We start from the raw sequence: 26,956 nt of genomic DNA on the forward strand, positions 1-26,956 counted from the left end.
ATGAATATTCTAATCCTTGGTTCTGGCGGTCGCGAACATACATTTGCTTACAAAATAGCACAGAGCTCTCGTTGTTCAAATCTTTTTGTTGCACCTGGAAATGCAGGTACAGCGTCAATTGCAACAAATGTAGCAATAAATGTAACCGATTTTGAAGCCATAAAAAATTGTGTTGTTGAAAACAATATTGAAATGGTTGTGGTTGGTCCAGAAGATCCGTTAGTACAAGGAATAGCCGATTACTTTGCTGAAACTTCAGAACTAAAGAACGTTATGCTTATAGGGCCTTCTAAGCGTGGCGCTTTGTTGGAAGGAAGTAAACAGCGCGCAAAAGAGTTTATGATGCAGCACAACATCCCTACGGCAGCTTACGAGAGCTTTACTGTAGAATCCCTAGAGGCTGGAAAAACATTTTTAGAACAATTAAATCCTCCTTATGTTTTAAAAGCTGATGGATTGGCAGCAGGAAAAGGTGTTTTAATTCTTAACGATTTAGACGAAGCAAAGCAAGAGCTTGAGAATATGCTTACCCATAGTAAGTTTGGTGAAGCTAGCTCTAAAGTTGTTATCGAAGAGTTTTTGGATGGAATTGAACTAAGCGTTTTTGTATTAACAGATGGCAAAAATTATAAAGTTCTGCCTACAGCAAAAGATTACAAACGTATAGGCGAAGGTGACACAGGCTTAAATACAGGGGGAATGGGAGCAATCTCTCCAGTGCCATTTGTAGATGAGGAGTTGATGAAAAAAATAGAAGATCGCATTGTAAAACCAACGGTTAATGGTCTAAGCGAAGAAAACATAGACTATAAAGGCTTTGTTTTTATCGGGTTAATTAAGGTAAATAACGAACCGTATGTAATAGAATACAACGTTAGAATGGGAGACCCTGAAACTGAAGTTGTTCTTCCCCGAATTAAAACAGATCTTGTAGATGTATTAGAAGCTACTTATCGTCAAAAGCTTGATACTATCGATATTGAAATAGATGAAAGAGCGGCTACAACTGTGATGCTTGTTTCGGGTGGATATCCAGAAGATTATGAGAAAGGTAAAGAAATTTCAGGATTGGAAAATATAGAAGACTCAATCGTATTTCACGCTGGAACTAAATCTGAAGCAGGAAAAGTACTTACTAATGGAGGGCGTGTAATAGCAATTACTTCAATGGATAATGACTTCAGAAAAGCGCTAAAAAAATCCTATCAAAACATAGATAAACTAAGTTTCGATAGGATGAATTATCGTAGAGATATTGGGTTTGATCTTTAATCCAATATCTCTAAGAATATTGGATTAAAAATAAACCTCAATTATACTGTTTCCTCGTAAGTATGTGTGTCTTCAGTATTTTCGTCGTATTTTTTCAATTGAAGTAACCAGTATACAAAAGCTACCGAACCAATTGCAAGAAATATCCAAGACATAATATTAGCGCCCCACCAAGTTTGTAATTCAAAGTCACGCATACCATCTAGTGGATTCAATAAAACGGTTTCAAAAAAGGAAGCAATTCCTTCCCAAATATCTTTCAAGGCCATATCTTTAAACTTTTAGAAAGCAAAAATATAAAAAAACCCTATGTTAACAAGCTTTTTCGGGAAATCTAATCCTATAAACTATTTAATACTCTCTGTGTTTATTGTATTTGGATATTTATTGGGTTTATTTTCTGGGTCGAATATAGACTTAAGCTCTACTTCGCTATTTAAGCATTCCTTATTTATAGCATTAAGTGTGTTTAGTTTGCTATTGTTTGATTTTATCATCCGAAAAAATCACCTCACAAAAAACAACACTTTCGCAATTTTGTTTTTCTCGTGCTTTATGGTGATGCTTCCTGTTGTTTTTCTTAATCACGAAATACTCCTTGCAAATTTGTTTATCCTATTAGCATTACGCAGAATAATGAGTCTTCGAAGTGATACTAATTCTGAAAAGAAAATTCTAGACTCAAGTTTTTGGATTACAGCAGCATCCCTGTACTACTTTTGGAGTCTTCTGTTTATTGTTCCTTTGTATATAGCGATTATCCAAAAACCAAACACCAATTATAAGCAAATGCTGATTCCTTTTATTGGCTTTCTTGCAGTCGTAATTTTGAATACTACCTATCAATTGCTAGCAAACGATTCATTTGCTTGGTTTTTTAGCTGGAGGGATGAAATAAGCTTAGACTTTTCAAATTACAATTCGGCATCTATATTAGTACCAGTAACGGTATTACTAGCTTTCTATATATGGGCAGGGATTTCTAGAACAGCTAAAATTGCGAGTATACCCTCTAAAAGTAAACCGAATTATCTGTTGCTGTTTTACGTGAGTATGGTGAGTATTGTGGTAGCACTTTTAGGTCCAGAAAAAACAGGAGCTGAAGTTTTATTTATAATGGCTCCACTCTCTATAATAGCAGCTAATTATATCGAAAATTTTGGTGCAAAAGGTTTTGTGAAAGAAGACGTTATCGAATATAGATTTAAGGAAACCCTGCTTTGGATGGTTGTTTTATTACCCTTCGTATTTATGTTTTTATAATAGCCAGATGTACAATAAATACTGAAAGTGATATTCGTTTATTCGTCATAACAAGATAGGAAGCTAAACATCATTTTCTAAATCCTAAGGCAAAATTTGATACATTTGTATTTTAAGTAAAAACCTGTGATGGTATCCATATCGGCTCCGCCCAATAAGCTCGGTGTCTGAGCTTAGTCGAAGATATTAATCTGTACTCTGGCAGCGTTTTTAGCACTATCCTGCAAGGTCTTTAAAGCCTTTTAGGTAATAATTAAGTTAAGCAACAATAATAAACCTACAAGGTTCGAAAAACCTTAGATAAATAAAAAAATATGTTTTCAGACAAAGCCAATAAAATCTTCGCAGAAGTTATAAATAAATACCACGAAGTAAACACTGTAAATCAACCTTTCAGTAATCCTTACGATAAAGACAGTCAGTTACTGGAACATTTATTATATCGCAAATGTTGGATAGACACTGTTCAATGGCATTATGAAGACATCATCCGCGATCCAAATATCGATCCTGTTGCTGCGCTTAAATTAAAGCGTCAGATAGATGCTTCTAATCAGGATAGAACCGATATGGTTGAATATATCGACAGCTATTTTTTAGAGAAGTATAAAGACGTAAAGGTAAACGACGATGCTACTATTAACACCGAAAGTCCTGCTTGGGGTGTCGATCGTCTTTCAATTTTAGCATTGAAAGTTTACCATATGAATGAAGAAGCTGAGCGTGAAGATGCATCACAAGAACATCAAATGGCTTGTAAAGCAAAATTGAATGTGCTGTTGGAGCAGCGTGTGGATTTAAGCACTGCAATTAACCAATTGCTAGACGATATTGCTCATGGTAGAAAGTATATGAAAGTGTACAAACAAATGAAAATGTACAACGACGATGAACTAAATCCAGTTCTTCGCGGAAAGAAATAATTTAACAATCAGCCCTAATAGGTTTTAATAACTTGTTAGGGTTTCTTTATTCCCATGGCTAAAAACCCAAAACATATATTAGTTATTCGCCTATCTGCAATGGGCGATGTAGCTATGACGGTGCCTGTCCTTCGGGTTTTCAGTCAAACCTATCCCGATATAAAACTTACAGTAGCATCACGACCGCATTTTAAGCCTTTTTTTGAGGGGATACCAAATTTAGATTTTCTTGAGGCAGATGTTTACGGCGAACATAAAAACTTGGGATTAATTAAGCTTGCTAAAAAAGCAAAAGTCAATGGGGTTGAGGTTGTGGCAGATTTACACAATGTAATACGCTCCAAAATAATCACTAAGTATCTGATTTTTAAATGGATTAAATCGGTTAAGATTGATAAGGGTAGAGCAGAGAAAAAAGCATTGGTTAACGCTAAAGGGAAAAGTATTTCGCAATTAAAAACAACGCATCAACGTTATGCCGATGTTTTTGAAAAACTTGGTTTTCCGTTAGATTTAAGTCAGTTTGTAGCGCCACCTAAAAAGCAACTAACCCCTAAGCTCAACGGCTTAATTGGGGTAGAGCAAAAAAAACTGATTGGCATTGCACCTTTCGCGGCTCACGACGGAAAAATGTATCCTTTAAACTTGATGACTGAAGTTATTCAAGAGCTAGATGAAACCAATAAATACCGTATCTTTCTTTTTGGCGGAGGAAAGAAGGAAATTGAGCAACTTAAAAAGCTTGAAAATCCTTTCGCTAATGTAACCAACGTAGCTGGAAAATTAAGCTTTGAAGAAGAGTTAGCTCTAATTTCAAATTTAGACTTAATGCTTTCTATGGACAGTGGTAATGGTCATTTGGCGGCAATGTATGGCATTCCAGTAATTACGCTTTGGGGCGTTACACATCCGTATGCTGGTTTTGTACCTTTTGGCCAGCCAGAAAGCAATCAATTACTTGCTGACCGAGAAAAATTTCCTTTAATTCCAACTTCTATTTATGGAAATAAATTTCCGAAAGGGTATGAAGATGCAATAAATACTATTGCACCGCAAACTGTTGTCATTAAAATTGTTGAGGTACTGGAATAGCTTATTTTATTTAAATTCCACGAATGGTTCCTTTACTTCGGCTTGTGCATTTCTTCACTGTGCAATGATTTTTTGACAGTAGTTGAGGCTTTCAGGCAGGGAATTTTGTCACACTTTATTACAATTCAATTCTTGGAAAAAATGAGGTTATTAAAATTTAACAATTAAAAAAATATTTGTGTCTTTTTTTGTGCTTAATTCGCCTGCTTAAACGAAATATATTTTTTGACCCATGAAAAACAGATTTTTAACACCTACACTTATTCTCTCTCTCTCTCTCTCTTCTTTAGCAGTTGCGAAAGAGAGGAATTCAAAAATGAAACCTTAACACCGATGAAGAGCGCTTCCTCAGCGGCCCAAAGAGGTACTGAAAATGAAGAATGGTTTGAACAAAAACAAATTGTTCTTGGCGGCCAAAGGACCAATGCTTATTCGGTTGCAACAATGGATTCCGCTTTTGCATATTACAATAATTATTTGCCAAATTCACCATTTCAGGGCACGAGTCTACAGCCAATTTTCAGCAAGCTTACGGGCAGCATTAACTCTGCTGCCGCTTTGAAAAACAGTTTAATAGGGACGAGTTCTGGAAGTGCTGCCACTGCTGTTAAAATCAATGAATTATTCACGAGCTATGGGTACTAAAAATATTAGTGTTGTTGTAGCCATAGTATTGACAGGCTTTATTTTAGGTTGTGATCCCCCAAGGGAATTCTGCGATGATATGGCAACTTTTGCAAGAGTTCCGGATCTTATAATTTTGGAGCCCCTCCAAGATACTTATAACAAGGGTGATGTAATTACCCTTAAAACGAGCATAGCGAATATATCGCCCTATTTTGCCGAGCCCAATGTAAACCTTTTGGAGGTTACTGGGCTACAAAATGCCTTATTGGTAAGCAATAATAGACTGTATGAGGGCAATGGTTTAGAGTTTCTTACAGGTTCTCAGGGAAGGATATCAAATTGGTTTAACATGCCTTACAATCCGGAAACCGACAGATACGAGTTTGAATTAAAAATGACGCTTAATCGTGTTGGGAATTATAATTTTATTACCGCGGAATTTATTGATATTATAGGTGAAGATTGCAATAGATATAGAATTGAGACCAATATCGTCGGAGCCAACGCAGACAGCAGGATTGAATTTGAGGTGCTGGAATAACTTTAATTACATCAATGAAAAGATATTTTTGAATAAATTCACTAACTTGCACTAAAGCAAATAGGTATGCCGACCTCATTTATCGTTTTCGGTCTTAGATTTTTCTTTTAATAATGAAAACTTTAGAAAATAATATAGAAATTAAAAGACTTTGGTTTACAGACTCAAAAATATGTATCGAAACCCTCGATGGGCAGAAGCTAAGCCATCCATTATCCTGGTTTTCAAAGTAGAAAAATGCAAGCGAGGAAGAGAAAAACAACTACGAACTCTCCCCTTTTGGAATCCATTTTTTAAAACTTGATGAAGATTTAAGTTTCAGTGATCTTTTGATTTTAAAAAATAAAGTCTTTAGCCCTATCTTCTTGCTTTTTTTTGGAATTTGGGATTTCAAAATTTGGGATTTCAAGCTTTAAACATCATCATAATCTACAACAATCTTAGCTGTTGTAGGGTGTGCTTGGCAAGTTAAGATTAAACCTTCTGCAATTTCAGAATCGGTAAGGATTTGATTTTTACGCATTTCGGCTTTTCCTTCTTTTAAGCGAGCGATACAGGTACTGCAAATTCCTCCTTGACAAGAATATGGGGGATCTAAGCCTTCGTCTAATGCCGCTTCAAGAATAGATTTCGTTTGTGGCATAACAAAGGTTTCTTCCTCATCATCAAGCATAACTACCACGCTAGTATTACCGTCGTGTGCTTCTACTAAAAGTCCTTTTTCTGCAGTTGAAAACAGTTCGTGGTGGATTTGTTTTGAATTTACTCCGTTGTGTTTCAATGTAGCCGAAACCTCGTCAATCATTTCTTCAGGACCACACAAATAATAGGCTTCGTGTATATCTTCCCCATATTTATTTTTCAAGAAATAATTTGTGATAGATCGGTCTATTCTTCCAAATCTAGCACCTTCTTCTTCTTTTCTACTGAAAACAAATTCAACATAAAATCTATCCGGATATTGGTCTTTAAGCACTACTATTTCATCGTAAAACATTGTTTCTTCTACGGTTTTATTGCCATAAATAAGTAAGAAAGTGCTTTGAGGCATTTCTTCCATAGTAGATTTTATAAGCGATAACACTGGGGTTATCCCACTTCCAGCAGCAAAAGCAACATAGTTTTTAATATTTGGCTCCAAAGTAAATTTACCTGTTGGTGGCATTACTTGCAAAGTGTCGCCAGCTTTTAAAACTGAATTTGCATATTGTGAAAATAGTCCGTTTTCAACTTTTTTAACCCCAACCTTTAGTGTTCCACTTTTTGGGGAAGAACATATGGAATAAGCGCGGCGTATCTCTTTGCCATCGGCTAGGTATTTGATTGTAATATATTGTCCAGCTTTAAAAGAAAATGTACCTTTCAAATTATCTGGAATTTGAAAACTAATTGAAACTGAATTTGGAGTTTCTTTTTTTACCTCAGAAACGGTAAGCGCATGAAATTCGCTCATAATCGTAATTTTTTTTGCAAAAGTACAAATGATATCAGTTAAATAAAGTTTCAACCACTTTAAAGTGATGTATTTTTTCAGGGTTTCATTAAGCAGATAATAAAAAGAAACGTATTTTTACCGCTCTTTAGCGATTCTACATACTAAAAAAGAACCTTTTAAGTTAGAATACCATAAAAACTGAAATCATTTTGAAGGGCACTTATAAAATTACATTATTCACTCTAGCTGTAATATTTTTTGCAGCTTGTTCACGTAAAAAGAACACTTTTATAAACCGTAATGTTCACGCGGTAACTGCTGAGTTCAACACCTTGTACAATGGAGATTTAGCGTTTACCGATGGTAAGAACAGACTTGCAGCAGGTTATCGCGATAACTTTTGGGAGATCTTACCGGTAGAACGTATCGAAATTAAAGAAGCTGAAACGAAGGCGCCAGGGAAAAATAACAGTGGCGACTTTAATAGAGCAGAAGAAAAAGCTGCAAAGGCAATCCAAAAACACTCGATGTATATCGATGGCCGTGAGCATAACCCACAGATAGATGAGGCTTATATTCTTTTAGGAAAAGCACGTTACTACGACGGACGTTTTGTTCCTGCACTAGATGCTTTCAACTTTATATTAGACCGTTATCCTACTAGTAACAGCATAAATATTGCTAAAGTATGGAAGGCAAAAACAAATATTCGTTTAAAAAACGAAGAGTATGCAATCGAGAACCTAAAAAGAATGTTCCGAGATGACGATCTTAATGAAGAAGAATTAGCAGATGGTGCTGCAATGATGGCACAAGCATTTATCAATCTTGATTCATTAGAGCCAGCGCTAGAGTATATGAAGATGGCTGTAGATAACGTTCAGGATAACGAGCTAAAAGGAAGATACACTTTTATAAAAGGTCAGCTTTACAACCGTTTGCAAGAAAAAGATAGCGCAAATATGGCTTTCGATGAGGTGATTGCAATGAATCGTAAAACTTCTCGCGTTTATATGATTAACGCATACCTTGAAAAAGGAAAGAATTTTGATTACGAAAGTGGAGACCGTACTGCATTCTTAACACTTTTAAACGACCTAGCAGAAAACCGTGAAAACCGTCCGTTCTTAGACAAAATCTATAATCAATTTGGAGATTATTACCGCAATAGCGATAGCATCGAAAGAGCAGTAGAGTATTACAACAAATCGATTCAGGCGTTTAATCAGGATAGAGTACTACAGGCAGTAAACTATCAAACTTTGGCTGAAATTAATTTTGATGATGCCGAGTACAAAAAAGCAGGAGCTTATTACGATAGTACCTTAACTTTCCTAGAACAAAATAGTCGTCAATGGCGTAGAATTACAAAAAAGCGTGAAAATCTTGACGATGTAATTAAATATGAAGACATCGCTGCGGTAAACGACAGTGTGTTGAGATTAGTGAAAATGAGCCCAGCAGAGCAAGAAGCGTTTTTCGTTTCGTATACTACTGCTTTAAAAGAACAAGCTCGACTAGATTCAATTGAAGCTGTAAAAACAGAACAGAGAATTGCCAATAACGAATTTTATAAAAAAGATAATACAGCTGCCGGTCCAAACAAAGGTAGCACCTTCTATTTCTACAACACTTCAACTATAGCCTATGGAAAAGGAGAGTTTAGAAAAATTTGGGGTGACAGAAAGCTTGAAGATAACTGGAGACTTTCTAGTAAGAATTCTTCGTTAATTTCTGATGAAGATATTGAAGCTGAGGTTATTCCAATTTCTGAAAACGAAAAGTTTAAGCCAGAAACCTATATTGCTTTAATCCCAACCGATGAAAAGGTAATCGATAGTTTAGCAAAAGATAGAAACTTTGCTTACTACCAATTAGGGCTTATTTATAAAGAGAAATTCAAGGAGTACAACCTTGCAGCAAATAGATTAGAGACATTGCTTACCAACAATCCTGAAGATAGGTTAGTGGTTCCTTCTAAATATAACTTGGTTAAAATTTATGAAGAACTAGATAATGCTTCAGCTGCTGAAAAGTATAAGAATGATATTCTAACAAATCATGCTGATACGCGATATGCGGAAATATTACGCAATCCAAATTCGCAATTACCAACAGACGAATCTAGCCCAGAATTTAAATACAAACAATTGTATAAAGAATTTGAAGCTGCAAAATACGCTGAGGTAATTGAAAAATGCGACGAGTATATGATGGTGTATAATGGAAATGACATTGTACCAAAATTTGAATTACTTAAAGCTACAGCTCTTGGGCGTCAGCAAGGTTTTGAAGTGTATAAAAAAGCTTTAAACTTTATTGCGCTTAACTACCCAAGTACAGCAGAAGGGAAACAAGCTCAGCAGATTTACAGCAGTGTGCTACCGCAATTAGAATTTAAAAACTTCGGAAAAGATGAAGATGCAAAATCTTGGAAGCTAGTTTATAAGTTTGAAAATACTGAGGGCGAAGCTGCTGAAAAATTAAAAGAAAAGTTAGATAAAGCGATAGAAAATCACCGTTATGTTAATATGACTGCTTCTATTGATTACTACAATCCGCAAAGTAAACTTGTAATCGTTCACGGATTAAACACTAAAGGCGGTGCCAAAGGTTTTGCCGAATTATTAGAAGAAAATAAAGAGTATAAGGTGAAGCACCCGTATTTTGAAATTTCTAGCGATAATTATAAAATCGTACAAATTCATAAAAACTTGGATGATTACTTAAAGCAAGAAGCATCCGCACAATAGTTAATTAGAACCTGAAATTCTATAGCATAATAAATATTAAAACCTAAGTCCATGTTTTCAGAAAAAAAAGCCAAGAAAAATAATGTTGAACCAAGTTCGGCTCAAAACAGAATAAATGAAGGCACAAAACTAAAGGGAGATATCTCTTCAACAGGTTTTTTTAGAATTGATGGTACTATAGAAGGAAATGTGCATACACCTTCAAAAGTGGTTTTAGGTAAAACAGGAGTTATTTTAGGGACACTTAGTTGTGAAAATGCCGATTTAGAAGGAAAGTTTGAAGGAAGTCTTCAAGTTTCAGGAACCTTAACGCTTCGATCTACAGCCTTAGTAGAAGGTGAAATTGTAGTAGGAAAACTATCTGTTGAACCAGGAGCGGTTTTAAATGCATCTTGTGTTATGCAAGACGGTACGCCAAAAGCTGGACTAAACGCTCCGAAGTTACCTGGAGATTCGCAGCCTCGTCTTTTTAACAAACAACAAAAAATTAAGGAAGCGTCTGCTCTTCCAAAATCAGACTAACCCTCTCTTATAGTTATGTCTGCCGATAACAAGAATAATAATAGATGGATTGCTCTTTCGGGTATTGGGATTCAGATGGGGCTTACCATTTTCCTTGGAAATCTATTAGGTAAATGGCTAGACAGCACTTTCGAATTAAACTTTTTAGAGCCTACAATCACTATCTTGGCAATTTTCTTGTCTATTTTTAGTGTAATTAGAGGTGTAAATAAATTAAATAAGTAAATGCTTCAGAAAAAAATACTTCATTACACCTTATTATGTGGATTGGTTTTAGTTGCAGGTTATGCAATTCACAACTTTATTCTTAACCACTTTAATGTAGAACACCCGTTTAATCTTTGGAATATTTACCTATTTCAAGGTATAGCGACGCTTATTCTTTGTGCTTCTTTTGAATTTATTTCACAGAAATCACAGCAATTAAAAGATCAGTTAGGCTTTTTGTATTTAGCAGCAATGGCTATAAAAGTTGGATTATTTTGTCTATTCTTTAATAGTATTCTTTTTTCATCATTAGTGTTGTCAAAAACAGACAGTCTTTCTTTGTTAATTCCAATATTTCTGTTTCTCTTTTTAGAGGTTCTGATTATTGTTAAAATTCTGAATAGAAACAACTAAAATATAAATTTGCAATTGTTGTGGGTATTTTAAATAGAAATTCCCTACTTTTGCCGCCGAATTAGACAGGCATTATTTTTTCAAGAGAAGCAATGAAAACATCAATTTATTCAATTAAATTTTTCGGATTACTACTTACTTGTTTGTTGACTATCAATGTTTTTGCTAATCAGAGCAATGAACAAGCCCAACAAGACGACGGAAGAGTAAGTACTCCGAGTGAAATCGAAGAATATATTCTTCATCACTTAAAAGACTCACATGGTTTTCATTTAGTATCTTATACTAATGATGCAGGTGAACGTGTACATGTTGGATTTCCACTTCCAGTAATCGTTTACGGAAACGATGGCTTTACTACATTTATGTCTTCTGAATTTCACCACGACTCTGAAGGTAAGGTGATTGTAGAGAAAAATGGAAGCCGTTTTGTAAACTACCACAGTAAGATTTACGAGTTGGAGGAAGGTGCAACTGAGCTTGTGTTCGACGAAGCGCATCACCCGGTAAATGCCTCAAAGCCTTTAGATCTATCTATTACAAAAAGTGTTTTTGGTATTTTAGTAGTAGGTCTATTAATGTTATGGTGGTTCTCATCATTGGCTAGACAATACAAAAAGAGAAGTATTCCAAAAGGATTTGGTCGTGTACTAGAACCGTTGGTTATTTATGTAAGAGACGAAATTGCTAGACCAAACATCGGTGAAAAGAAATATAGAAAATTCACAGGATACCTTTTAACTGTTTTCTTTTTCATTTGGATTCTAAACTTAATAGGATTAACTCCACTAGGATTTAACGTAACAGGACAGATAGCAGTAACTGCAGCACTAGCTGTGTTAACGTTAATCATTTATGTATTTAGTGGTAATAAGGATTTCTGGGGTCACATTTTCTGGATGCCAGGTGTGCCAATTTTAATTCGTCCGATCTTAGCGGTAATCGAATTGGTTGGAACATTAATTATTAAACCATTCTCACTTTTAGTGCGTTTGTTCGCAAACATTTCAGCAGGACATATTATCCTTATGAGTTTAATTGCGATTATGATAAACTTAAAAGCAGATTTAACTCCTGTTGGTTCAACAGCATTATCTTTTGTTTTGTCATTATTCATCTCTGTTATCGAGCTTTTAGTAGCGTTCTTACAGGCTTATATCTTTACTATGCTTTCAGCGTTGTTTATCGGTATGGCTGTTGCGGAACACGATCACGACCATGAGCACGATGCACATGGAAATGAAGTTCCAGATGCAGAAGATATAAGAGAGAATTTTATATAGTAGTATAGTAGCGTATTTTTTTGTTTAATTAATTTATATACATTTTTTTATGGAAACAATGATTCCAAATTTAGTAGGTGCTGGTATTATCGTAATTGGTGCTGGTCTTGGTTTAGGTAAGATTGGTGGAAGCGCAATGGAAGCTATTGCACGTCAGCCAGAAGCTGCCAACAAAATCCAAACAGCGATGATTATTATTGCTGCACTTTTAGAAGGTTTAGCATTCGGTGCACTTTTCTTAGGAAAGTAATCCAAAAAAACCAAAGTTCACTTTCCTGTAACGGTTGGTTACAGGAAGTGAATTTTAAAAGAAAAAATTAATAACAAAAATCTTTACCCCAGGGTAATAATATTATGGAAACATTATTAAACGATTTTTCTCCAGGGCTGTTCATGATGCAAACAGTCTTATTAATAGTGCTTATTTTACTAATGGTAAAATTTGCTTGGAAGCCTATCTTAAATTCATTAAATGAAAGAGAAGAAGGAATTCAAGGGGCATTAGATGCTGCTGAAAAAGCAAAACTTGAAATGGCAAACCTTCAGGCGGACAATGAAAGATTGTTACAGGAGGCACGTACAGAGCGTGAAGCTATGCTAAAAGAAGCTCGTGAGATTAAAACAAAAATGATCTCTGACGCTAAAGAAGAAGCTAAAGAAGAAGCAGATAAAATGATTACTCAAGCTCAAGGAGCTATTGAGAGTGAGAAAAAAGCTGCAATTGCTGAAATGAAAGCAACCGTAGCAACACTATCTTTAGAAATTGCTGAAAAAGTAGTAAAAAGCGAACTTTCAGACAATGGCAAGCAAATGAAGCTTGTAAATGAAATGTTAAGTGACGCAAAATTAAACTAATATTCAATGAGCAGAGCAGCTATACGATACGCGAAAGCAATTTTGCAGAAGGCAAACCAGAACAACACCGAGGCTGTTGTTTTTGGCGATATGCAATCTGTGTATAAAACCATTGAAGGCAGTCGCGAATTGCAAACAGTACTTCAAAGTCCTGTTATAAAAGCCAACGATAAAAAGGAAGCTTTGCTAAAAATATTCAGTGGTCAATCAGAAGCTACACACTCTCTAATTAATGTATTGGTGGATAATAAACGTGCACCATTATTAAGAGCTGTGGCAAAAAGCTATATAGATATTTATAACGACCATCAAGGTGTAAAAGCCGCAACTGTTATAACAGCAGTACCACTTACGTCTGAACTTGAAGCTAATGTAATGGCTAAAGTAAAGGAGTTAACGGGTAGTGATAAAGTAACACTTAAAAGTGAGGTTGATCCCGCAATAATTGGTGGGTTTATCCTTAAGGTTGGCGATATTCAATACAACGCGAGTATCTCAAACCAATTAGGAAATTTAAAAAGAGAATTTTCAAAATCAATATAATTAAAATTTACTGGTGCAGGTTTTTAAGGCCACATTCCTGAAAACTACCACCTAAAACCTAGATAAAAATGGCAGAAGTAAAACCAGCTGAAGTATCAGCAATTTTAAAGCAACAACTTACAGGTTACGAAGCAACTGCTTCCCTGGATGAAGTAGGAACTGTTTTAACCGTAGGTGACGGTATTGTTCGCGCATACGGACTTTCAAACGCCGAATATGGTGAATTGGTGGCTTTTGAAAGTGGTCTTGAAGGTATTGTATTGAACCTTGAAGAGGACAACGTAGGTATCGTACTTTTAGGTCCTTCAAAAGAAGTAAAAGAAGGTTCAACAGTAAAACGTACTCAGCGTATCGCATCGCTTAATGTAGGTGAAGGTATTGTTGGTCGTGTGGTAAACACATTGGGTCAGCCTATCGATGGTAAAGGTCCTATCACTGGTGAAACTTATGAAATGCCTTTGGAGCGTAAAGCACCAGGAGTTATTTACCGTCAGCCGGTAACTGAGCCACTTCAAACAGGTATTAAGTCTATCGATGCAATGATTCCTGTTGGCCGTGGTCAACGTGAGCTTGTAATTGGTGACCGTCAAACTGGTAAATCTACAGTATGTATTGATACCATTTTGAATCAAAAAGAATTTTATGATGCAGGTGAGCCTGTATACTGTATATATGTTGCTGTTGGACAAAAAGCTTCTACTGTTGCAAACATTGCAAACGTACTAGAAGAAAAAGGTGCAATGGCTTATACAACTATTGTTGCGGCAAACGCATCAGATCCTGCTCCAATGCAGGTGTACGCTCCTTTCGCAGGTGCTGCAATTGGTGAGTACTTCCGTGATACTGGTCGTCCAGCATTAATTATTTATGATGACCTTTCTAAGCAAGCAGTAGCATACCGTGAGGTGTCGCTTCTTCTTCGTCGTCCACCAGGACGTGAGGCTTACCCTGGAGACGTTTTCTTCTTGCACTCAAGATTACTAGAGCGTGCAGCAAAAATTATCGCTGATGATGGTATTGCAAAAGAAATGAACGACCTACCAGACTCATTAAAAGGAATCGTAAAAGGTGGTGGATCATTAACTGCACTTCCAATTATTGAAACACAAGCAGGTGACGTTTCTGCTTATATTCCAACAAACGTTATTTCGATTACAGATGGACAGATTTTCCTTGATGGTGATTTGTTTAACTCTGGTGTTCGTCCAGCAATTAACGTGGGTATTTCGGTATCTCGTGTAGGGGGTAACGCTCAGATTAAATCGATGAAAAAAGTAGCAGGTACTTTAAAACTGGATCAAGCAGCTTTCCGTGAATTGGAAGCCTTCGCAAAATTCGGTTCAGACTTAGATGCTGCAACTTTAAATGTAATTGAAAAAGGTAAACGTAACGTAGAGATATTAAAGCAATCTGAAAACGATCCTTACACAGTAGAAGATCAAATTGCAATTATCTATGCAGGTTCTAAAAACTTGATGCGTAACGTACCAGTAGAAAAGGTAAAAGAATTTGAAAGAGATTATCTAGAAATGCTTAACCTAAAGCACAGAGATACTCTAGATGCACTAAAAGCTGGTAAGCTTACAGACGAAGCAATTGACGTAATGGTGTCTGTTGCTAACGACGTGTCTGCGAAATATAAAAAGTAATTCAGAATTATGAATTCGGAATTATGAATTATCAATTTATTCATAATTCTGAATTCTAAATTCATATTTGATAGAATGGCGTATAAGCCTCGAAATAATGCAATTGTTGACAAGTCATTTTATTTTGCTTGTAAAATTGTAGTTTATTCAGAGGAGTTAAAGGCAAATCGTTATTACGAAATAGCCAATCAAATTTTAAAATCTGGAACGAGTATAGGTGCAAACGTAAGAGAATCCCAACGTAGCGTTAGCACAAAAGATTTTAAAAATAAGCTGGGAATTGCTTTGAAAGAAGCTGAAGAAACGGAATATTGGTTAGATATCATTGATGAAACAAACATCTATCCAGTTCCAAAAGGAATGTACGAAGATTGTGATGAATTAATGAGATTGTTAGTATCGATTATAAAAAACTCATAATTCTGAATTCATAATTCATAATTGAAAAAATGGCGAATTTAAAAGAAATACGTAACAGAATATCATCCGTTAGTTCAACGATGCAGATTACTAGTGCCATGAAAATGGTATCGGCTGCAAAATTGAAGAAGGCTCAGGATGCAATTACAGCAATGCGTCCTTATTCTGAAAAACTTACTGAACTTTTACAAAATTTAAGTGCAACGCTTGGAGAAGACAGCGGAAGCAAATATTCAGACCAACGCGAGGTAAATAAAGTTTTGGTGGTTGCCATTACCAGTAATCGTGGTTTGGCGGGAGCTTTTAACTCAAATATCATAAAACAAGCTAGAAACTTGGCAGCTGAAACGTATGCTGGGAAGCAAGTAGATTTTATGACGCTTGGTAAAAAAGGGAATGACATTCTGAAAAAATTCGGAACGGTAATCGAAAATAACAACAATATTTTAGATGACTTAACATTCGAAAACTCTTCAGACATTGCTCAAAACCTAATGGATTTATTCTCTGAAGGTAAGTACGATAAAATTGTAGTGGTTTATAATCATTTCAAAAACGCGGCTACACAGTTAGTAATGGCTGAGCAGTTCTTACCTATTTTACCTCCAAAAGCAATTGAAGGTGAAGCAGCAAGCACAACTGAAACAGCTTACATTTTTGAACCTTCAAAAGAAGAAATTGTTGAGTCTTTAATTCCGAAAAGCTTAAAAACTCAGTTGTTTAAAGCCCTTCGTGATAGTGTTGCTAGTGAACACGGTGCACGTATGACTGCGATGCACAAAGCAACCGATAACGCAACCGAGCTTCGCGATTCATTAAAACTTCAATACAACAAAGCACGTCAAGCAGCTATTACCAATGAAATCCTTGAGATTGTTGGTGGTGCGGAAGCATTGGCAGGATAGCTTCGGCTGCGCTTAGTTACCGAGCCTCGGTTTATCTCGTATTAATTCGGGACACTCAGCTAACTTTGTTATTATAAATTATTTAAAAGCCTTTCGAAATCGGAAGGCTTTTTTAGTCCATAAATATTAATTTTTTCCTAAACCTATCTATGTAATATTATGTTGGTAGGTTTTTTGTTCAATAAAATTCGTAATTTTCCAATATGATAAAGCAAATAACTATAATACTGACCCTTCCAATCATTCTCTTTAGCCTTTCTAGCTGCGGAGGAATGAAGAATACGAACAGCAAAAAACTTGTTCAAGACCCTCCTTTTAGAGTAATTGAAGCCTTCTACCAAAATTGGGTAGCCGGAGTAGAAGAAGGCGGTTCGGGAGTAAATATTCACCTTACTTTTAGTGAAAAAGATGCCGATGTATTGATTCAAAATATCTACTTCAGAAATGCTATCCTAGAAGCCAAAGGAAACATAAACGCGCCTAATAAATTTGTTGGATACCTAACAAATAACACTAAACGAGACGTAATTATAGATGCCGACCCAATGAAAGAAGCCAAAAATACTATATCAGACGAATTTCCATTTCAATTGAAAGATAACGAGGCGGTAGTTGAATATTGGTATGGTGGAAAAAAGAATTATTATAAAATCGGAAACATTTCGCAAAGAGATATGATTCCGTATCCTCAGGCTAATCCAAATCAGCACGAATAGATAGCTATATCCTGCTAAGGAGTGAGTCTTACGTCTTATGTCTTTCAGTCCCGATAGCTATCGAGACGGTCTTACGTCTTAACCGGACACCACTAATTTCTATTCAATAATGAACCAATCTGAAAAGAAAACTTCTTGAAATTATAATACCTTCCTATTATGAAAATCCTTCACCTAGATAACAATCATCCTTTACTATTAAAAATGTTGAAGGATGCCGGATTTACGAACGAAGAAAATTACACAATTTCTAAAGCCGATACAGAGGAAATTATTTCAGAATATGATGGTATTGTAATCCGCAGCCGTTTCAACATTGACAAGCAGTTTCTCGATGCTGCCAAAAACCTGAAATTTATAGCTCGAGTTGGCGCTGGACTTGAGAGTATCGACATCGATTACGCAGTAAAGCTCGGAGTGAAGCTAATTGCCGCCCCAGAAGGCAATAGAAACGCTGTAGGCGAACATTCACTCGGGATGCTTCTTTCGCTATTCAATAACTTAAACAAGGCCGATAAGGAGGTTAAAAACGGTCTTTGGAATCGAGAAGCCAATCGTGGAATAGAACTAGATGGAAAAACTGTTGGTATCATTGGTTATGGCAATATGGGGAAAGCATTTTCCAGAAAACTTAGCGGTTTTGATTGCGAAGTACTTTGTTATGATATAAAAGAAAATGTAGGGGATGATAATGCAAAACAGGTTTCATTAAAAGAACTTCAGCAACAAGCAGATGTCCTAAGCCTTCATACACCTTGGACCCCTTTAACAGATAAAATGATTGATGCTGAATTTATCGATTCTTTTTCAAAACCCTTTTGGCTTATTAACACCGCGAGGGGAAAAAGTGTAGTTACTGCAGATTTAGTTTCAGCATTAAAATCTGGAAAAATTTTGGGTGCAGGATTGGATGTTTTAGAATTTGAAAAACTCTCTTTTGAAACACTTTTTGATTCAGATAATCTACCGGATTCATTGAAAGAGCTTTTTGCAATGGACAATGTAATTTTAAGTCCGCATATTGCGGGTTGGACGGTGGAAAGCAAGGAGAAACTCGCTACAGTAATTGCTGAAAAAATTATTGATGCTTATTCATAAAATCTTTACTTAGGTTTCCATTATCAAATTAGTGGCACGTTCATTTATTTTTTTAAGCACTTAAAACCTTAGCAAACTCTAAAACTTATGCCAAGGGAATAAAACCAAAATTAAACTACTTTGGTACCAAAAAACGCATAGATGGAACTGCCGAAAACCATGAATTACAGGCCAAGCATTTCATACCGAAAAAATAAAAAGATATGTGCTGGAATTTTAGCAATAGTAATCGGTTCATTAGGAATCCATAAATTTATTCTTGGTTATACGCAAGAAGGAATTATTCAAATAGTAATCAGCTTTGTAACTTGTAGTATTGGTGGAGTTGTTCCGTTAATTGAAGGAATTATCTACTTAACCAAAACCGACGAAAAATTTTATCAAACCTATCAATTGGGGAAAAGGGTTGGTTCTAGAACAAAATCTAGGTGTTTGCGCTTAAAAATAGCGCTGAGGCCTAAATTTTATAGATAGAAAAAGTAATATTGCAATATTACTTTTTCTTATATACTTTTAATGATCCATATATAAATAAATCGTTTTAAAAATCGATTGTTTTCAGTTTCACTAAAGATAAATTTATGGGAATCTCAAAAACCCACATACATTCGCAAGTGGACAATGATCTTGCCTTAATAGCAAAAGTATTCGCCCATCCAGCTCGAATTGCAATTATTAATTATATTGCATCTTCAAAAGGTTGCTTGTGTAAAGACATAGCCAATCACATACAGTTATCGCAACCAACAACAACACAACATCTTCAAGTAATACGAAGAGTTGGGGTTCTCGATTATGATTTTGTGGGTGCAACGATGTATTATAGATTAAACAAAACTGTTTTTGCCAAAATGAAATTAAGTATGGGAAGCTATTTTGAAGTTATTGAAAATAAAATCTCTAAAAAGAAAAAATCTTGAATTTTTCTAAAATCATTCTAAAAAAATCTTACATTTATTTTCCTCTTAAATTTTTTAAAGATGAGCAATCATGGAGCAATATCCACAATGGTATATAAAGATACCAACGCTGCATTAAATTTTTTTACTTCAGTACTCGGTTTTAGAGAACATGCTGTTTTTAGAGATGATAAAAACAAAGTACAACACGCCGAACTCACTTTGGGAAAAGCAATGATAATGATTGGCTCCTATCACCCAGAAAGTGAATTTGGGAAAATGATAGGCACACCTGCAGAAACAAATGGTTTAAATACTCAAACTGCCTATATTATTATTGAAGATGTTGACGATCATTACAAAAATGCAAAATCAAATGGCGCCAAAATAGTAATGGATATTAAAGACGAAGATTACGGTGGTCGTGGATACAGTTGTAAAGATCCCGAAGGCTGTATTTGGAATTTTGGAAATTATAATCCCTATTCAGAAAAATAAAATCTTAAAAAAATAAATTATGAAAATTTCCTTTTCCATTATCGCTTTTCTTTTGCTTTTTGTAAGCTGTAACAATAATAAAAAAGAAGAAAAATCCACAGAGAAAGTAGAAGTTGTGACTGAACAATTTTGTTTCAAAAATGAATACCCTTTCCCAAACAGTACCAAAAATATTGATGTTCTTGACCTCGATCTTACAATAAAAGGAGATTCAGTAACTGGAAATTACAATTGGCTACCAGCATTAAAAGACCAACGGAATGGAAAACTGATAGGTACAATTCAAAATAAAACCATCAAGGCCACCTATCATTATACGCAAGAAGGCATTAAGGAAACAGCCACAATAACTATTATTCTTGAAGACGACAAAGCTATTGTTAGGGGAGACAATCCAGCATCGGGTTTAGATACAGAGGTTACAAAAATCCCGTGTAATTCTATCTAAAGAATCTTAGGCTGCTGATTTCCCTGATTGCGGAATAATTACTTTTCCTGTTTTAGCACTGCCACTATTTCTGAAACGTTTTTATTTTCAAAAAAGGCAATAGTTTTCACTAAATATTTCAATATCCATCTGTTTTGATTTATCAATTTTTCTGCTAGTGAAGCGATAATTATATCACGATTTTTTAATTCTTTCGCTTTAGTTGGCGAAAAATGATATTGGTTTGCAAAAAGCTAAGCGCCGTCGCGAGCAATATTAATGCTAAAACTAACCAGTTTATCTTCGCGCCCTTTTCCAAATTTATAAAGTAGTTAAAAAGGAACGCCACTAAAATAATAAGGTCTTTTAAAGATTAAATTTTTCGAGAACATTTTTATAATTAAACCCTTCCAACGTTTGGAAAGCTAGAAGGGTTTAATTGTTTTTATTTCCACAATTTACCGATTGTGTAAGTAAAATTAATATATGGAATTTTTAAACTTTCAGTCTCATCAAAATATGGTGCTTGTGTTGAGGCATACATACCAATTATTAATTCTACCTTGTCTTTTTTAAAACCTATTGCAAAATTTGCAGGGGAAAATTGAAAATCATTAGTTGTGTAAGAAGATCCTAAAGTGTTCCCTTGGTTATCATAATATGTTTTTTTCTCAACATAATGAGTTCCTCCGTTTAAAATGGATCGGCCTATTCTTGCAAATAATTCAGAGTTTTTAAAAACCTTTACGTGATAATCTAAATATAAGTGTCCACCAATCATCAACGTTTTATCAGCTTTTTGGACGCCAAAATCATTATCTATTTCATTGGTGTTGCTAATTAAGATATCATATCTAAATGAATTATTAAAGCCAATACTTAAGTTTTTAGTAATAAAATAATCAAACCCATAGTGAAATGAAACTCCTGAATTTTGAGCATCAACTTCGACACTCAATGAGGGTTCTAATTTATTACCGTCATAAGATAATGGAGTTATACGATATTCTGAACCAAGCTTAAAAAAAAGCTTACCTTTTCTTTCTTCTATTTGAGAGAAAGAATATGTGCTTATTGCTAAGAATAGTAATAAAATTAAGTTTTTCATAGTTATTATATAATGAGCCGTTTCATTTGTTACTTTAATTTTTGTGCAAAATTGCTAATGGCTGTTTTAAAAGTTTTATCATTTATTCAGCCTTATATTATTATTGATTTTTAAAATTGCGAGGATTAATACCTAGTATTAAAAGTCTCAAGTTTTTTATATCATTTACTTTATATTAGCTAAATTTTTAGCAAAAATAATTCCGTTTTTTACGATAAAAAATGTTCTTTTAAGAATAAATTTATGTTATTTTGAACATATTTATAGTACAATTAAAATATAATGCTTAAACAAAAATTAATTAAAAAACGTAAAGAAAAAGCCTTATCACAAGGTGATATTGCGTTTAAATTAGGGATTGAACAGTCCCAATATAGTAGAAGAGAAAATGGTAAAATTTTTATTCCTACTAAAGAGTGGATTGCTTTAGCAAAAATTTTAAATACTACTGTAGGGGAAATTTATGAACCTCAAGATGGTGTTTTTATTATTAATAATGAAAATAACAAAGTCTCAGAAAAATCTATAAATGTTGATAGCCAAATTGAATATATCTTAGAAATGAAGAATCAACTTATTGAAGTTAAGAAAAAATATATTGAAAAATTGGAAGAAGAAAATAATCGTTTACGAAAAAAGATTAAACATTTAGAGTATAAAGCCGACTAATAAAATCTGGCAATTTTAAAATTAACCCTCGCCATTCTTTTCAGAATATTTTCTTTCCAATTCCTCTTGAAATTCCTCCATAACCGGTTTTACAGTGCTTTCTGGCAAATCTGCAATACGAATATACATTAAACCATCCACTGCATTGTTAAACAAAGGATCCACGTTAAATGCAACAACCTTGGCGTTTTGCTTGATATATTTTTTAATAAGAACTGGCAATCGAAGACTTCCAGGCTCCACTTCGTCAATTATTTTATCGAATTTATTGAGATCCGCCTCACTTTCATCAAAAATGAAGTCTTTATCGGCATCCTTCAATTTTACTTTGTATTCTTTCTTCGGATTGATGTATTGCGCCACATATGGATCGTAGTAGTTCGATTTCATAAACTCTATCATCAAACCTTTCGAAAACTCTGAAAACTTATTGCTAATACTCACTCCTCCAATCAAGTAGCTGTGTTCTGGATAGCGCAGGGTGGTATGAACAATTCCCTTCCAAAGTAAAAACAATGGCATTGGCCGCAATTGGTATTCCTTAATAACAAAAGCACGGCCCATTTCAATGGATTTGCTCATCATTTCATATAATTCTGGCTCAAAACGAAAGAGATCTTGTAGGTAGAAACCGTCAATCCCAAAGCGTGCAAATATTTCTGAACCTAAACCCATTCTATAGGCTCCAGCCATTTTACGGGCGTCATTATCCCATAAAAACATATGGTGATAATAGCTGTCAAACTTATCGAGGTCAGTACTGTTATTTGTTCCTTCACCTACTTCGCGAAAGGTAATTTCGCGCAACCGCCCAATTTCCTGTAAGATATAAGGAATGGATTCTGCCTGCGCTAAGAACACCTCATAATTTTTACTTACTAAAAGACGTTTATCAGCATTACGAAGTTTTTCAATTTCGGCTTCCATTGCTTGCAGCGGAATTGGTCCAGCAATTTTTTTAGGTGGTTTTGGAAACTTTAATGTTTTTGGGATGCTGTCCAACAGTTTTTTCTTCTCAAAAGGATTGGAAAGCATATAGGTTTTCTTCCTAAGAAACTCGGTAAAATCTGATAATGATTCGTGTTCTTTTTGGTCGTTTACAGAAATTGGATTTCCAATTCGAACTTTTATTAATCGCTCTTTTTGGGTAAGAAGTTCTGATGGAAGCTTGGCTGTACGTAAGGTGTCACTAATCTTAGCCATACGGTAAAACAACTTGCTGTTTTTTGCGTGAAAATAGATCGGGACAACCGGCACTTCGGCTTTTTTAACCAATTTCATCGCAGCTTCTTCCCAAGGCTTATCAACCAAAAGTTTTTCTTCCCTATAGGTCGAAACCTCTCCGGCAGGAAAAATTCCTAGCGGATTACCTTCTCGTAGATGTGTAATAGCTGCTTTAAAACCTGCAACACTAGACTTTACATCCTTTCTATCTTCAAAAGGATTTACAGGCATTACATAGGGCTTTAGAGGCTCGATTCTATGTAAAAGAAAGTTGGCAATAATTTTAAAATCGGGGCGGTGTTCTAACAGTAATTTTAACAGAAGAATCCCGTCGATCCCACCTAATGGATGGTTGGAAATGGTTATAAAAGCCCCTGTTTTAGGGATTCTACGAAGATCTTCTTCGGGAATTTCGAATTTTATTTCAAACTCTTCAAGCAGTGCATTTACAAATTCAAGATCCTGGAGATGCTTGTTTCTATCGTAAATTTTATTCAGCGTGGTAATGTTTAAAATCTTCATTAAAGACCAGCCCATAAATGTGCCTAGAAAGCCGAATTTATCTACGTTTATTGCTTTTGCAACTTCCTTTGCGTTGACTAATCCCATGAAATATTTTAGCTGTTTATATCCAACAAATATAGCGAAACCGATTGATACTACTCCTTAATTACCAATTGCACCGTTTCTTTGCTTTCTTGTTTTAAAAGTACGTTTTTATTTTCAGCAAGTGCCTTAACCTCAGTTGGGTTAAAATGCCTAATTGTGTATAGTGTGACGTTCTCATTCCATTTCACACGGAATTTTTCTCGCAATTTTGCTAATAGAATTTCTAAATTACCGAATTTATCGTTCACACAAACCGAAAAACTTATAGCAGAATTTTGAATTAGCTCTACTTTCATTTTATAGATATGAAGCCATTTAAACACATCGCCAATGTTGTCTTCCATCATAAATGAAAAATCTAACGATGATAATGAAATTAGCACTAAGTCCTTCTTTAGTATGAAACAAGAAGTTTCTGGATCTATTCTGTCTCCTTTCCCAACACAAGTTCCCGGAGCTGTAGGATTTAGAAAGGACTTTACAAAAAGTGGAATTTCTTTGCGCTGCAGTGGCTGTAAGGTTTTAGGGTGTATTACCGATGCCCCGTAAAATGCAAGCTCTATAGCTTCACGATAACTAATGCGATTTAAGAGTAATGTTTTTGTAAAATATCGTGGGTCTGCATTTAAAACTCCTGGAACATCCTTCCAAATAGTTACACTTTCTGCATTTAAGCAATAGGCAAAAATTGCAGCAGTGTAATCACTCCCTTCTCGACCTAGAGTAGTGGTGAAGTTGTTTGTGTTTTCTGAACCTAAAAAACCTTGAGTTACACTAAGTCCCGAAGTATTTACTTTTTCTGAAATTTTCTGCTGCGTTAATGTCCAATCTACACTGGCATCTCGATAGTTGTCATCGGTGATTATGCATTTGCGAACGTCTAATAATTCGTTTTTTAATCCAAATTCTGTAAGATATTCTGAAACTATAGTGCTTGAAACTAATTCTCCGTAACCTACTACTTGATCATAAACGAAAGCGTGATTTTTAGATTTGTTTACTTTTAAAAAAGAAACCATCTTATCAAATAACTTAGCTATTTTTTGATATACAAGGTGGTTTGTATTCTCAAATAATCCATTTACTATCTGTAGGTGATACTCTTTAAATGTTGCAACGAATTCGTTACAAGTAGTAGTGTTATTTTTTAGATATTCAGCTATTACATTTTCAAGTAAATTGGTGGTTTTTCCCATTGCAGAAACCACAACTACTATATTCTTTTCTTCTGTAGCTTTAAGTATTTCAGCAACATTTTTTACACCATCTGCGTTTTTTACAGATGCTCCTCCAAACTTGAATATTCTCATAAATTTCTTATATCTATCTCTTTAACACGAATGAACACTGAAAATAGTATTTACTACATTATTTTTCAATAAAGGCTTTTAGTCCTTTTTCATCCATATGTACAACGCGCCATTCTTTCATAATATTTGCGCCACTGCGTTCGTAAAATCGAATTGCTCCAGTATTCCAATCTAGTACATCCCATGCAACCCTTTTTAATCCTTGATTGTAGGCAAATTTCATAACTTCGGTATAAAGAGCTTCCCCAATACCTTTGCCGCGATGTTCTTCTTTTACAATTAAATCTTCTAGGTGAAGCGTGCGTCCTTTCCAAGTGGAAAAACGGTAATAAATTAACGCTGCTCCAACCACTACATTATCAATTTCGGCAACAAAACAAGTAAACAGTGGATTTTCGCCAAAACCATTAGTCTCTAAAACTTCAACCGAAATTTCAACAGCATCTGGTTCATTTTCAAAAACCGCAAGTTCTTTTATAAGTTCTAGAACCTGTGGCATATCCATTTTATTCGCTTTTCTAACCTTCATTCACGTTATTTTACTCGTTTTCAAAATTGAGTTAAGTTTCTTCTTGCAAATATCGGTTCAATTTCTTAAAAATCCCGATATTTGCGTGAAATTCAGGAACCCCTACATCACAATGGCAAAAATAAATCAATCTCTTGGCGAATTTATAATTGAAAATCAAGAAGAATTCAAGTATTCCTCAGGTGAGCTTTCACGACTCATAAATTCAATCCGTTTGGCGGCAAAAGTGGTAAACCACAAAGTTAATAAGGCCGGATTAGTAGACATATTAGGTACTGCAGGAAATCATAATATACAAGGTGAAGACCAGCAGAAATTAGATGTTTTTGCAAACGAAGTTTTTATAAACACACTTACAAATCGCGAAATAGTTTGCGGGATTGCAAGTGAAGAAGAAGACGACTTTATTACAATTAAAGGCAGAAACGAAAAAAACGACAATAAATACGTTGTTTTGATGGATCCTTTAGACGGTTCTTCAAATATTGATGTAAACGTTTCGGTTGGAACTATCTTCTCCATTTTTAGAAGAGTAACTCCTACAGGAACTCCTGTAACTATTGAAGACTTTCTTCAACCGGGAATCAATCAAGTTGCTGCTGGATATATCGTTTACGGAACTTCGACTATGATTGTATATACAACAGGTCACGGTGTAAACGGTTTTACCTTAAACCCAGCCATCGGAACATATTACCTATCTCACCCAAATATGAAGTTTCCGAAAGAGGGACATATATATTCTGTAAATGAAGGTAATTACGTACACTTCCCACAAGGAATTAAAGACTATATTAAATATTGCCAAAAGGAAGAAGAAGATCGTCCATATACTTCACGTTATATAGGTTCGTTAGTATCAGATTTCCATAGGAATATGATAAAAGGAGGGATTTATATCTATCCAAGTACTTCTAAAGATCCGAAGGGAAAACTTAGACTTTTATACGAATGTAATCCAATAGCTATGATTGCTGAACAGGCAGGTGGAAAAGCTAGTGATGGCTTCCAACGTATATTAGAAATAGAACCAAAAAACTTACATCAACGCGTTCCATTTATTTGTGGAAACACCGATATGGTTGAAAAAGCTGAAGAGTTTATGAAAAACTCAAAATAAAATAAAAAGCCCGAAACTATTGTTTCGGGCTTTTTATTTATCTTA

31 protein-coding genes are annotated in these 26,956 nt (G+C 34.9%); 25 read left to right on the forward strand and 6 right to left on the reverse strand.

What is annotated here, in order from left to right; genetic code table 11:
* Entirely contained in the window at positions 1-1,272 is a 1,272-nt protein-coding gene (purD, locus tag G3A46_RS01970) for a phosphoribosylamine--glycine ligase (protein WP_165145553.1), read from the forward strand.
* A gap of 41 nt (positions 1,273-1,313) precedes the next feature.
* Here the strand turns inward: purD and G3A46_RS01975 are convergent, their stop codons facing one another.
* Positions 1,314-1,541 (reverse strand): uracil phosphoribosyltransferase, encoded by a 228-nt coding sequence (locus G3A46_RS01975; protein WP_333907935.1) that lies wholly within the window; start codon positions 1,539-1,541, stop codon positions 1,314-1,316.
* 40 nt (positions 1,542-1,581) lie between these two features.
* Between G3A46_RS01975 and G3A46_RS01980 the strand changes: the two genes are divergently transcribed.
* From G3A46_RS01980 to G3A46_RS02000, 5 genes are all read left to right on the forward strand, one after another.
* Positions 1,582-2,535, forward strand: coding sequence for a DUF6427 family protein (locus G3A46_RS01980; RefSeq protein ID WP_165145555.1), 954 nt, complete (start codon positions 1,582-1,584; stop codon positions 2,533-2,535).
* 314 nt (positions 2,536-2,849) lie between these two features.
* Complete coding sequence (locus G3A46_RS01985) at positions 2,850-3,458, forward strand: DUF4254 domain-containing protein (protein WP_165145557.1); 609 nt, start codon at positions 2,850-2,852, stop codon at positions 3,456-3,458.
* Between the two features lie 54 nt (positions 3,459-3,512).
* Positions 3,513-4,550, forward strand: a complete 1,038-nt coding sequence (locus G3A46_RS01990) for a glycosyltransferase family 9 protein (protein ID WP_165145559.1) — start codon at positions 3,513-3,515, stop codon at positions 4,548-4,550.
* Between the two features lie 333 nt (positions 4,551-4,883).
* On the forward strand, positions 4,884-5,195 hold the full coding sequence (locus tag G3A46_RS01995; protein WP_165145562.1) for a hypothetical protein: 312 nt from the start codon (positions 4,884-4,886) through the stop codon (positions 5,193-5,195).
* Complete coding sequence (locus tag G3A46_RS02000) at positions 5,185-5,718, forward strand: hypothetical protein (protein WP_165145565.1); 534 nt, start codon at positions 5,185-5,187, stop codon at positions 5,716-5,718. Before G3A46_RS01995 ends, G3A46_RS02000 begins: the two co-directional genes overlap by 11 nt.
* 412 nt (positions 5,719-6,130) lie before the next feature.
* Here G3A46_RS02000 and G3A46_RS02005 read toward each other — a convergent pair whose 3' ends face one another.
* Positions 6,131-7,171, reverse strand: coding sequence for a ferredoxin--NADP reductase (locus tag G3A46_RS02005; protein WP_165145568.1), 1,041 nt, complete (start codon positions 7,169-7,171; stop codon positions 6,131-6,133).
* A 191-nt stretch (positions 7,172-7,362) separates the two neighbouring features.
* On the opposite strand from G3A46_RS02005, the gene G3A46_RS02010 reads away from it, so the two are divergent.
* The 17 genes from G3A46_RS02010 to G3A46_RS02090 all read left to right on the forward strand — a co-directional run bounded on the left by G3A46_RS02010 (position 7,363) and on the right by G3A46_RS02090 (position 20,363).
* Positions 7,363-9,906 carry a hypothetical protein gene (locus tag G3A46_RS02010; RefSeq protein ID WP_165145571.1) on the forward strand — a complete coding sequence of 848 codons (2,544 nt, stop codon included), beginning with the start codon at positions 7,363-7,365 and terminating at the stop codon, positions 9,904-9,906.
* Positions 9,907-9,957: 51 nt separating this feature from the next.
* Positions 9,958-10,428, forward strand: coding sequence for a polymer-forming cytoskeletal protein (locus G3A46_RS02015; RefSeq protein WP_165145574.1), 471 nt, complete (start codon positions 9,958-9,960; stop codon positions 10,426-10,428).
* A 15-nt stretch (positions 10,429-10,443) separates the two neighbouring features.
* Complete coding sequence (locus G3A46_RS02020) at positions 10,444-10,653, forward strand: AtpZ/AtpI family protein (protein ID WP_139854214.1); 210 nt, start codon at positions 10,444-10,446, stop codon at positions 10,651-10,653.
* A complete protein-coding gene (locus G3A46_RS02025; protein WP_165145577.1) occupies positions 10,654-11,049 on the forward strand; it encodes a DUF6168 family protein in 396 nt (131 codons plus the stop codon).
* Positions 11,050-11,141: 92 nt separating this feature from the next.
* Positions 11,142-12,332 (forward strand): F0F1 ATP synthase subunit A, encoded by a 1,191-nt coding sequence (gene atpB, locus G3A46_RS02030; protein WP_165145580.1) that lies wholly within the window; start codon positions 11,142-11,144, stop codon positions 12,330-12,332.
* A gap of 49 nt (positions 12,333-12,381) precedes the next feature.
* Positions 12,382-12,582: an ATP synthase F0 subunit C gene (atpE, locus tag G3A46_RS02035; protein ID WP_179951766.1), complete on the forward strand. Its 201-nt coding sequence runs from the start codon at positions 12,382-12,384 to the stop codon at positions 12,580-12,582.
* A gap of 104 nt (positions 12,583-12,686) precedes the next feature.
* Positions 12,687-13,187: a F0F1 ATP synthase subunit B gene (locus G3A46_RS02040; protein ID WP_139854217.1), complete on the forward strand. Its 501-nt coding sequence runs from the start codon at positions 12,687-12,689 to the stop codon at positions 13,185-13,187.
* A 6-nt stretch (positions 13,188-13,193) separates the two neighbouring features.
* Positions 13,194-13,730: an ATP synthase F1 subunit delta gene (atpH, locus tag G3A46_RS02045; protein WP_139854218.1), complete on the forward strand. Its 537-nt coding sequence runs from the start codon at positions 13,194-13,196 to the stop codon at positions 13,728-13,730.
* A gap of 68 nt (positions 13,731-13,798) precedes the next feature.
* Positions 13,799-15,379 (forward strand): F0F1 ATP synthase subunit alpha, encoded by a 1,581-nt coding sequence (gene atpA, locus G3A46_RS02050; RefSeq protein WP_165145583.1) that lies wholly within the window; start codon positions 13,799-13,801, stop codon positions 15,377-15,379.
* Positions 15,380-15,454: 75 nt separating this feature from the next.
* Positions 15,455-15,799 (forward strand): four helix bundle protein, encoded by a 345-nt coding sequence (locus G3A46_RS02055; RefSeq protein WP_165145586.1) that lies wholly within the window; start codon positions 15,455-15,457, stop codon positions 15,797-15,799.
* A 29-nt stretch (positions 15,800-15,828) separates the two neighbouring features.
* Positions 15,829-16,704 (forward strand): ATP synthase F1 subunit gamma, encoded by an 876-nt coding sequence (gene atpG / locus G3A46_RS02060; RefSeq protein WP_165145589.1) that lies wholly within the window; start codon positions 15,829-15,831, stop codon positions 16,702-16,704.
* A gap of 203 nt (positions 16,705-16,907) precedes the next feature.
* The gene (locus G3A46_RS02065; protein ID WP_165145592.1) at positions 16,908-17,420 is read left to right on the forward strand and encodes a hypothetical protein; all 513 of its coding nucleotides are present in this window, start codon (positions 16,908-16,910) and stop codon (positions 17,418-17,420) included.
* A gap of 159 nt (positions 17,421-17,579) precedes the next feature.
* Positions 17,580-18,518 (forward strand): 2-hydroxyacid dehydrogenase, encoded by a 939-nt coding sequence (locus G3A46_RS02070; protein ID WP_165145595.1) that lies wholly within the window; start codon positions 17,580-17,582, stop codon positions 18,516-18,518.
* 141 nt (positions 18,519-18,659) lie between these two features.
* Positions 18,660-18,992, forward strand: coding sequence for a TM2 domain-containing protein (locus G3A46_RS02075; protein ID WP_165145598.1), 333 nt, complete (start codon positions 18,660-18,662; stop codon positions 18,990-18,992).
* A gap of 107 nt (positions 18,993-19,099) precedes the next feature.
* Entirely contained in the window at positions 19,100-19,438 is a 339-nt protein-coding gene (locus tag G3A46_RS02080) for a metalloregulator ArsR/SmtB family transcription factor (RefSeq protein WP_165145601.1), read from the forward strand.
* Positions 19,439-19,498: 60 nt separating this feature from the next.
* Positions 19,499-19,915 (forward strand): VOC family protein, encoded by a 417-nt coding sequence (locus G3A46_RS02085; RefSeq protein WP_165145604.1) that lies wholly within the window; start codon positions 19,499-19,501, stop codon positions 19,913-19,915.
* A 19-nt stretch (positions 19,916-19,934) separates the two neighbouring features.
* The gene (locus G3A46_RS02090; RefSeq protein ID WP_165145607.1) at positions 19,935-20,363 is read left to right on the forward strand and encodes a hypothetical protein; all 429 of its coding nucleotides are present in this window, start codon (positions 19,935-19,937) and stop codon (positions 20,361-20,363) included.
* 424 nt (positions 20,364-20,787) lie between these two features.
* Here the strand turns inward: G3A46_RS02090 and G3A46_RS02095 are convergent, their stop codons facing one another.
* Entirely contained in the window at positions 20,788-21,450 is a 663-nt protein-coding gene (locus G3A46_RS02095; RefSeq protein ID WP_165145610.1) for a hypothetical protein, read from the reverse strand.
* Between the two features lie 282 nt (positions 21,451-21,732).
* Here G3A46_RS02095 and G3A46_RS02100 point away from each other — a divergent pair, with 282 nt between their 5' ends.
* Positions 21,733-22,119 carry a helix-turn-helix transcriptional regulator gene (locus tag G3A46_RS02100; RefSeq protein WP_165145613.1) on the forward strand — a complete coding sequence of 129 codons (387 nt, stop codon included), beginning with the start codon at positions 21,733-21,735 and terminating at the stop codon, positions 22,117-22,119.
* A gap of 21 nt (positions 22,120-22,140) precedes the next feature.
* On the opposite strand, the gene G3A46_RS02105 is transcribed toward G3A46_RS02100, so the two are convergent.
* From G3A46_RS02105 to G3A46_RS02115, 3 genes are read right to left on the reverse strand one after another with little or no spacing between them, the layout of a single operon-like run.
* Positions 22,141-23,952: a lysophospholipid acyltransferase family protein gene (locus G3A46_RS02105; protein ID WP_165145616.1), complete on the reverse strand. Its 1,812-nt coding sequence runs from the start codon at positions 23,950-23,952 to the stop codon at positions 22,141-22,143.
* Positions 23,953-24,002: 50 nt separating this feature from the next.
* Positions 24,003-25,262 (reverse strand): aspartate kinase, encoded by a 1,260-nt coding sequence (locus G3A46_RS02110; protein WP_165145619.1) that lies wholly within the window; start codon positions 25,260-25,262, stop codon positions 24,003-24,005.
* Between the two features lie 58 nt (positions 25,263-25,320).
* Entirely contained in the window at positions 25,321-25,791 is a 471-nt protein-coding gene (locus G3A46_RS02115; RefSeq protein ID WP_165145622.1) for a GNAT family N-acetyltransferase, read from the reverse strand.
* Between the two features lie 112 nt (positions 25,792-25,903).
* Between G3A46_RS02115 and fbp the strand changes: the two genes are divergently transcribed.
* Complete coding sequence (gene fbp / locus G3A46_RS02120) at positions 25,904-26,911, forward strand: class 1 fructose-bisphosphatase (RefSeq protein ID WP_165145625.1); 1,008 nt, start codon at positions 25,904-25,906, stop codon at positions 26,909-26,911.
* The last annotated feature ends 45 nt before the right edge of the window (positions 26,912-26,956 follow it).

The organism is Aequorivita sp. KMM 9714 (assembly GCF_011065475.1).
Taxonomy (GTDB): Bacteria; Bacteroidota; Bacteroidia; order Flavobacteriales; family Flavobacteriaceae; genus Aequorivita; species Aequorivita sinensis.

Coding starts and splice junctions, on each gene's coding strand:
- purD (WP_165145553.1), top strand. CDS start 1: ATGAATATTCTAATCCTTGGTTCTGGCGGTCGCGAACATACATTTGCT.
- G3A46_RS01975 (WP_333907935.1), bottom strand. CDS start 1,541: ATGGCCTTGAAAGATATTTGGGAAGGAATTGCTTCCTTTTTTGAAACC.
- G3A46_RS01980 (WP_165145555.1), top strand. CDS start 1,582: ATGTTAACAAGCTTTTTCGGGAAATCTAATCCTATAAACTATTTAATA.
- G3A46_RS01985 (WP_165145557.1), top strand. CDS start 2,850: ATGTTTTCAGACAAAGCCAATAAAATCTTCGCAGAAGTTATAAATAAA.
- G3A46_RS01990 (WP_165145559.1), top strand. CDS start 3,513: ATGGCTAAAAACCCAAAACATATATTAGTTATTCGCCTATCTGCAATG.
- G3A46_RS01995 (WP_165145562.1), top strand. CDS start 4,884: ATGAAGAGCGCTTCCTCAGCGGCCCAAAGAGGTACTGAAAATGAAGAA.
- G3A46_RS02000 (WP_165145565.1), top strand. CDS start 5,185: ATGGGTACTAAAAATATTAGTGTTGTTGTAGCCATAGTATTGACAGGC.
- G3A46_RS02005 (WP_165145568.1), bottom strand. CDS start 7,171: ATGAGCGAATTTCATGCGCTTACCGTTTCTGAGGTAAAAAAAGAAACT.
- G3A46_RS02015 (WP_165145574.1), top strand. CDS start 9,958: ATGTTTTCAGAAAAAAAAGCCAAGAAAAATAATGTTGAACCAAGTTCG.
- G3A46_RS02020 (WP_139854214.1), top strand. CDS start 10,444: ATGTCTGCCGATAACAAGAATAATAATAGATGGATTGCTCTTTCGGGT.
- G3A46_RS02025 (WP_165145577.1), top strand. CDS start 10,654: ATGCTTCAGAAAAAAATACTTCATTACACCTTATTATGTGGATTGGTT.
- atpB (WP_165145580.1), top strand. CDS start 11,142: ATGAAAACATCAATTTATTCAATTAAATTTTTCGGATTACTACTTACT.
- atpE (WP_179951766.1), top strand. CDS start 12,382: ATGGAAACAATGATTCCAAATTTAGTAGGTGCTGGTATTATCGTAATT.
- G3A46_RS02040 (WP_139854217.1), top strand. CDS start 12,687: ATGGAAACATTATTAAACGATTTTTCTCCAGGGCTGTTCATGATGCAA.
- atpH (WP_139854218.1), top strand. CDS start 13,194: ATGAGCAGAGCAGCTATACGATACGCGAAAGCAATTTTGCAGAAGGCA.
- atpA (WP_165145583.1), top strand. CDS start 13,799: ATGGCAGAAGTAAAACCAGCTGAAGTATCAGCAATTTTAAAGCAACAA.
- G3A46_RS02055 (WP_165145586.1), top strand. CDS start 15,455: ATGGCGTATAAGCCTCGAAATAATGCAATTGTTGACAAGTCATTTTAT.
- atpG (WP_165145589.1), top strand. CDS start 15,829: ATGGCGAATTTAAAAGAAATACGTAACAGAATATCATCCGTTAGTTCA.
- G3A46_RS02065 (WP_165145592.1), top strand. CDS start 16,908: ATGATAAAGCAAATAACTATAATACTGACCCTTCCAATCATTCTCTTT.
- G3A46_RS02070 (WP_165145595.1), top strand. CDS start 17,580: ATGAAAATCCTTCACCTAGATAACAATCATCCTTTACTATTAAAAATG.
- G3A46_RS02075 (WP_165145598.1), top strand. CDS start 18,660: ATGGAACTGCCGAAAACCATGAATTACAGGCCAAGCATTTCATACCGA.
- G3A46_RS02080 (WP_165145601.1), top strand. CDS start 19,100: ATGGGAATCTCAAAAACCCACATACATTCGCAAGTGGACAATGATCTT.
- G3A46_RS02085 (WP_165145604.1), top strand. CDS start 19,499: ATGAGCAATCATGGAGCAATATCCACAATGGTATATAAAGATACCAAC.
- G3A46_RS02090 (WP_165145607.1), top strand. CDS start 19,935: ATGAAAATTTCCTTTTCCATTATCGCTTTTCTTTTGCTTTTTGTAAGC.
- G3A46_RS02095 (WP_165145610.1), bottom strand. CDS start 21,450: ATGAAAAACTTAATTTTATTACTATTCTTAGCAATAAGCACATATTCT.
- G3A46_RS02100 (WP_165145613.1), top strand. CDS start 21,733: ATGCTTAAACAAAAATTAATTAAAAAACGTAAAGAAAAAGCCTTATCA.
- G3A46_RS02105 (WP_165145616.1), bottom strand. CDS start 23,952: ATGGGATTAGTCAACGCAAAGGAAGTTGCAAAAGCAATAAACGTAGAT.
- G3A46_RS02110 (WP_165145619.1), bottom strand. CDS start 25,262: ATGAGAATATTCAAGTTTGGAGGAGCATCTGTAAAAAACGCAGATGGT.
- G3A46_RS02115 (WP_165145622.1), bottom strand. CDS start 25,791: ATGAAGGTTAGAAAAGCGAATAAAATGGATATGCCACAGGTTCTAGAA.
- fbp (WP_165145625.1), top strand. CDS start 25,904: ATGGCAAAAATAAATCAATCTCTTGGCGAATTTATAATTGAAAATCAA.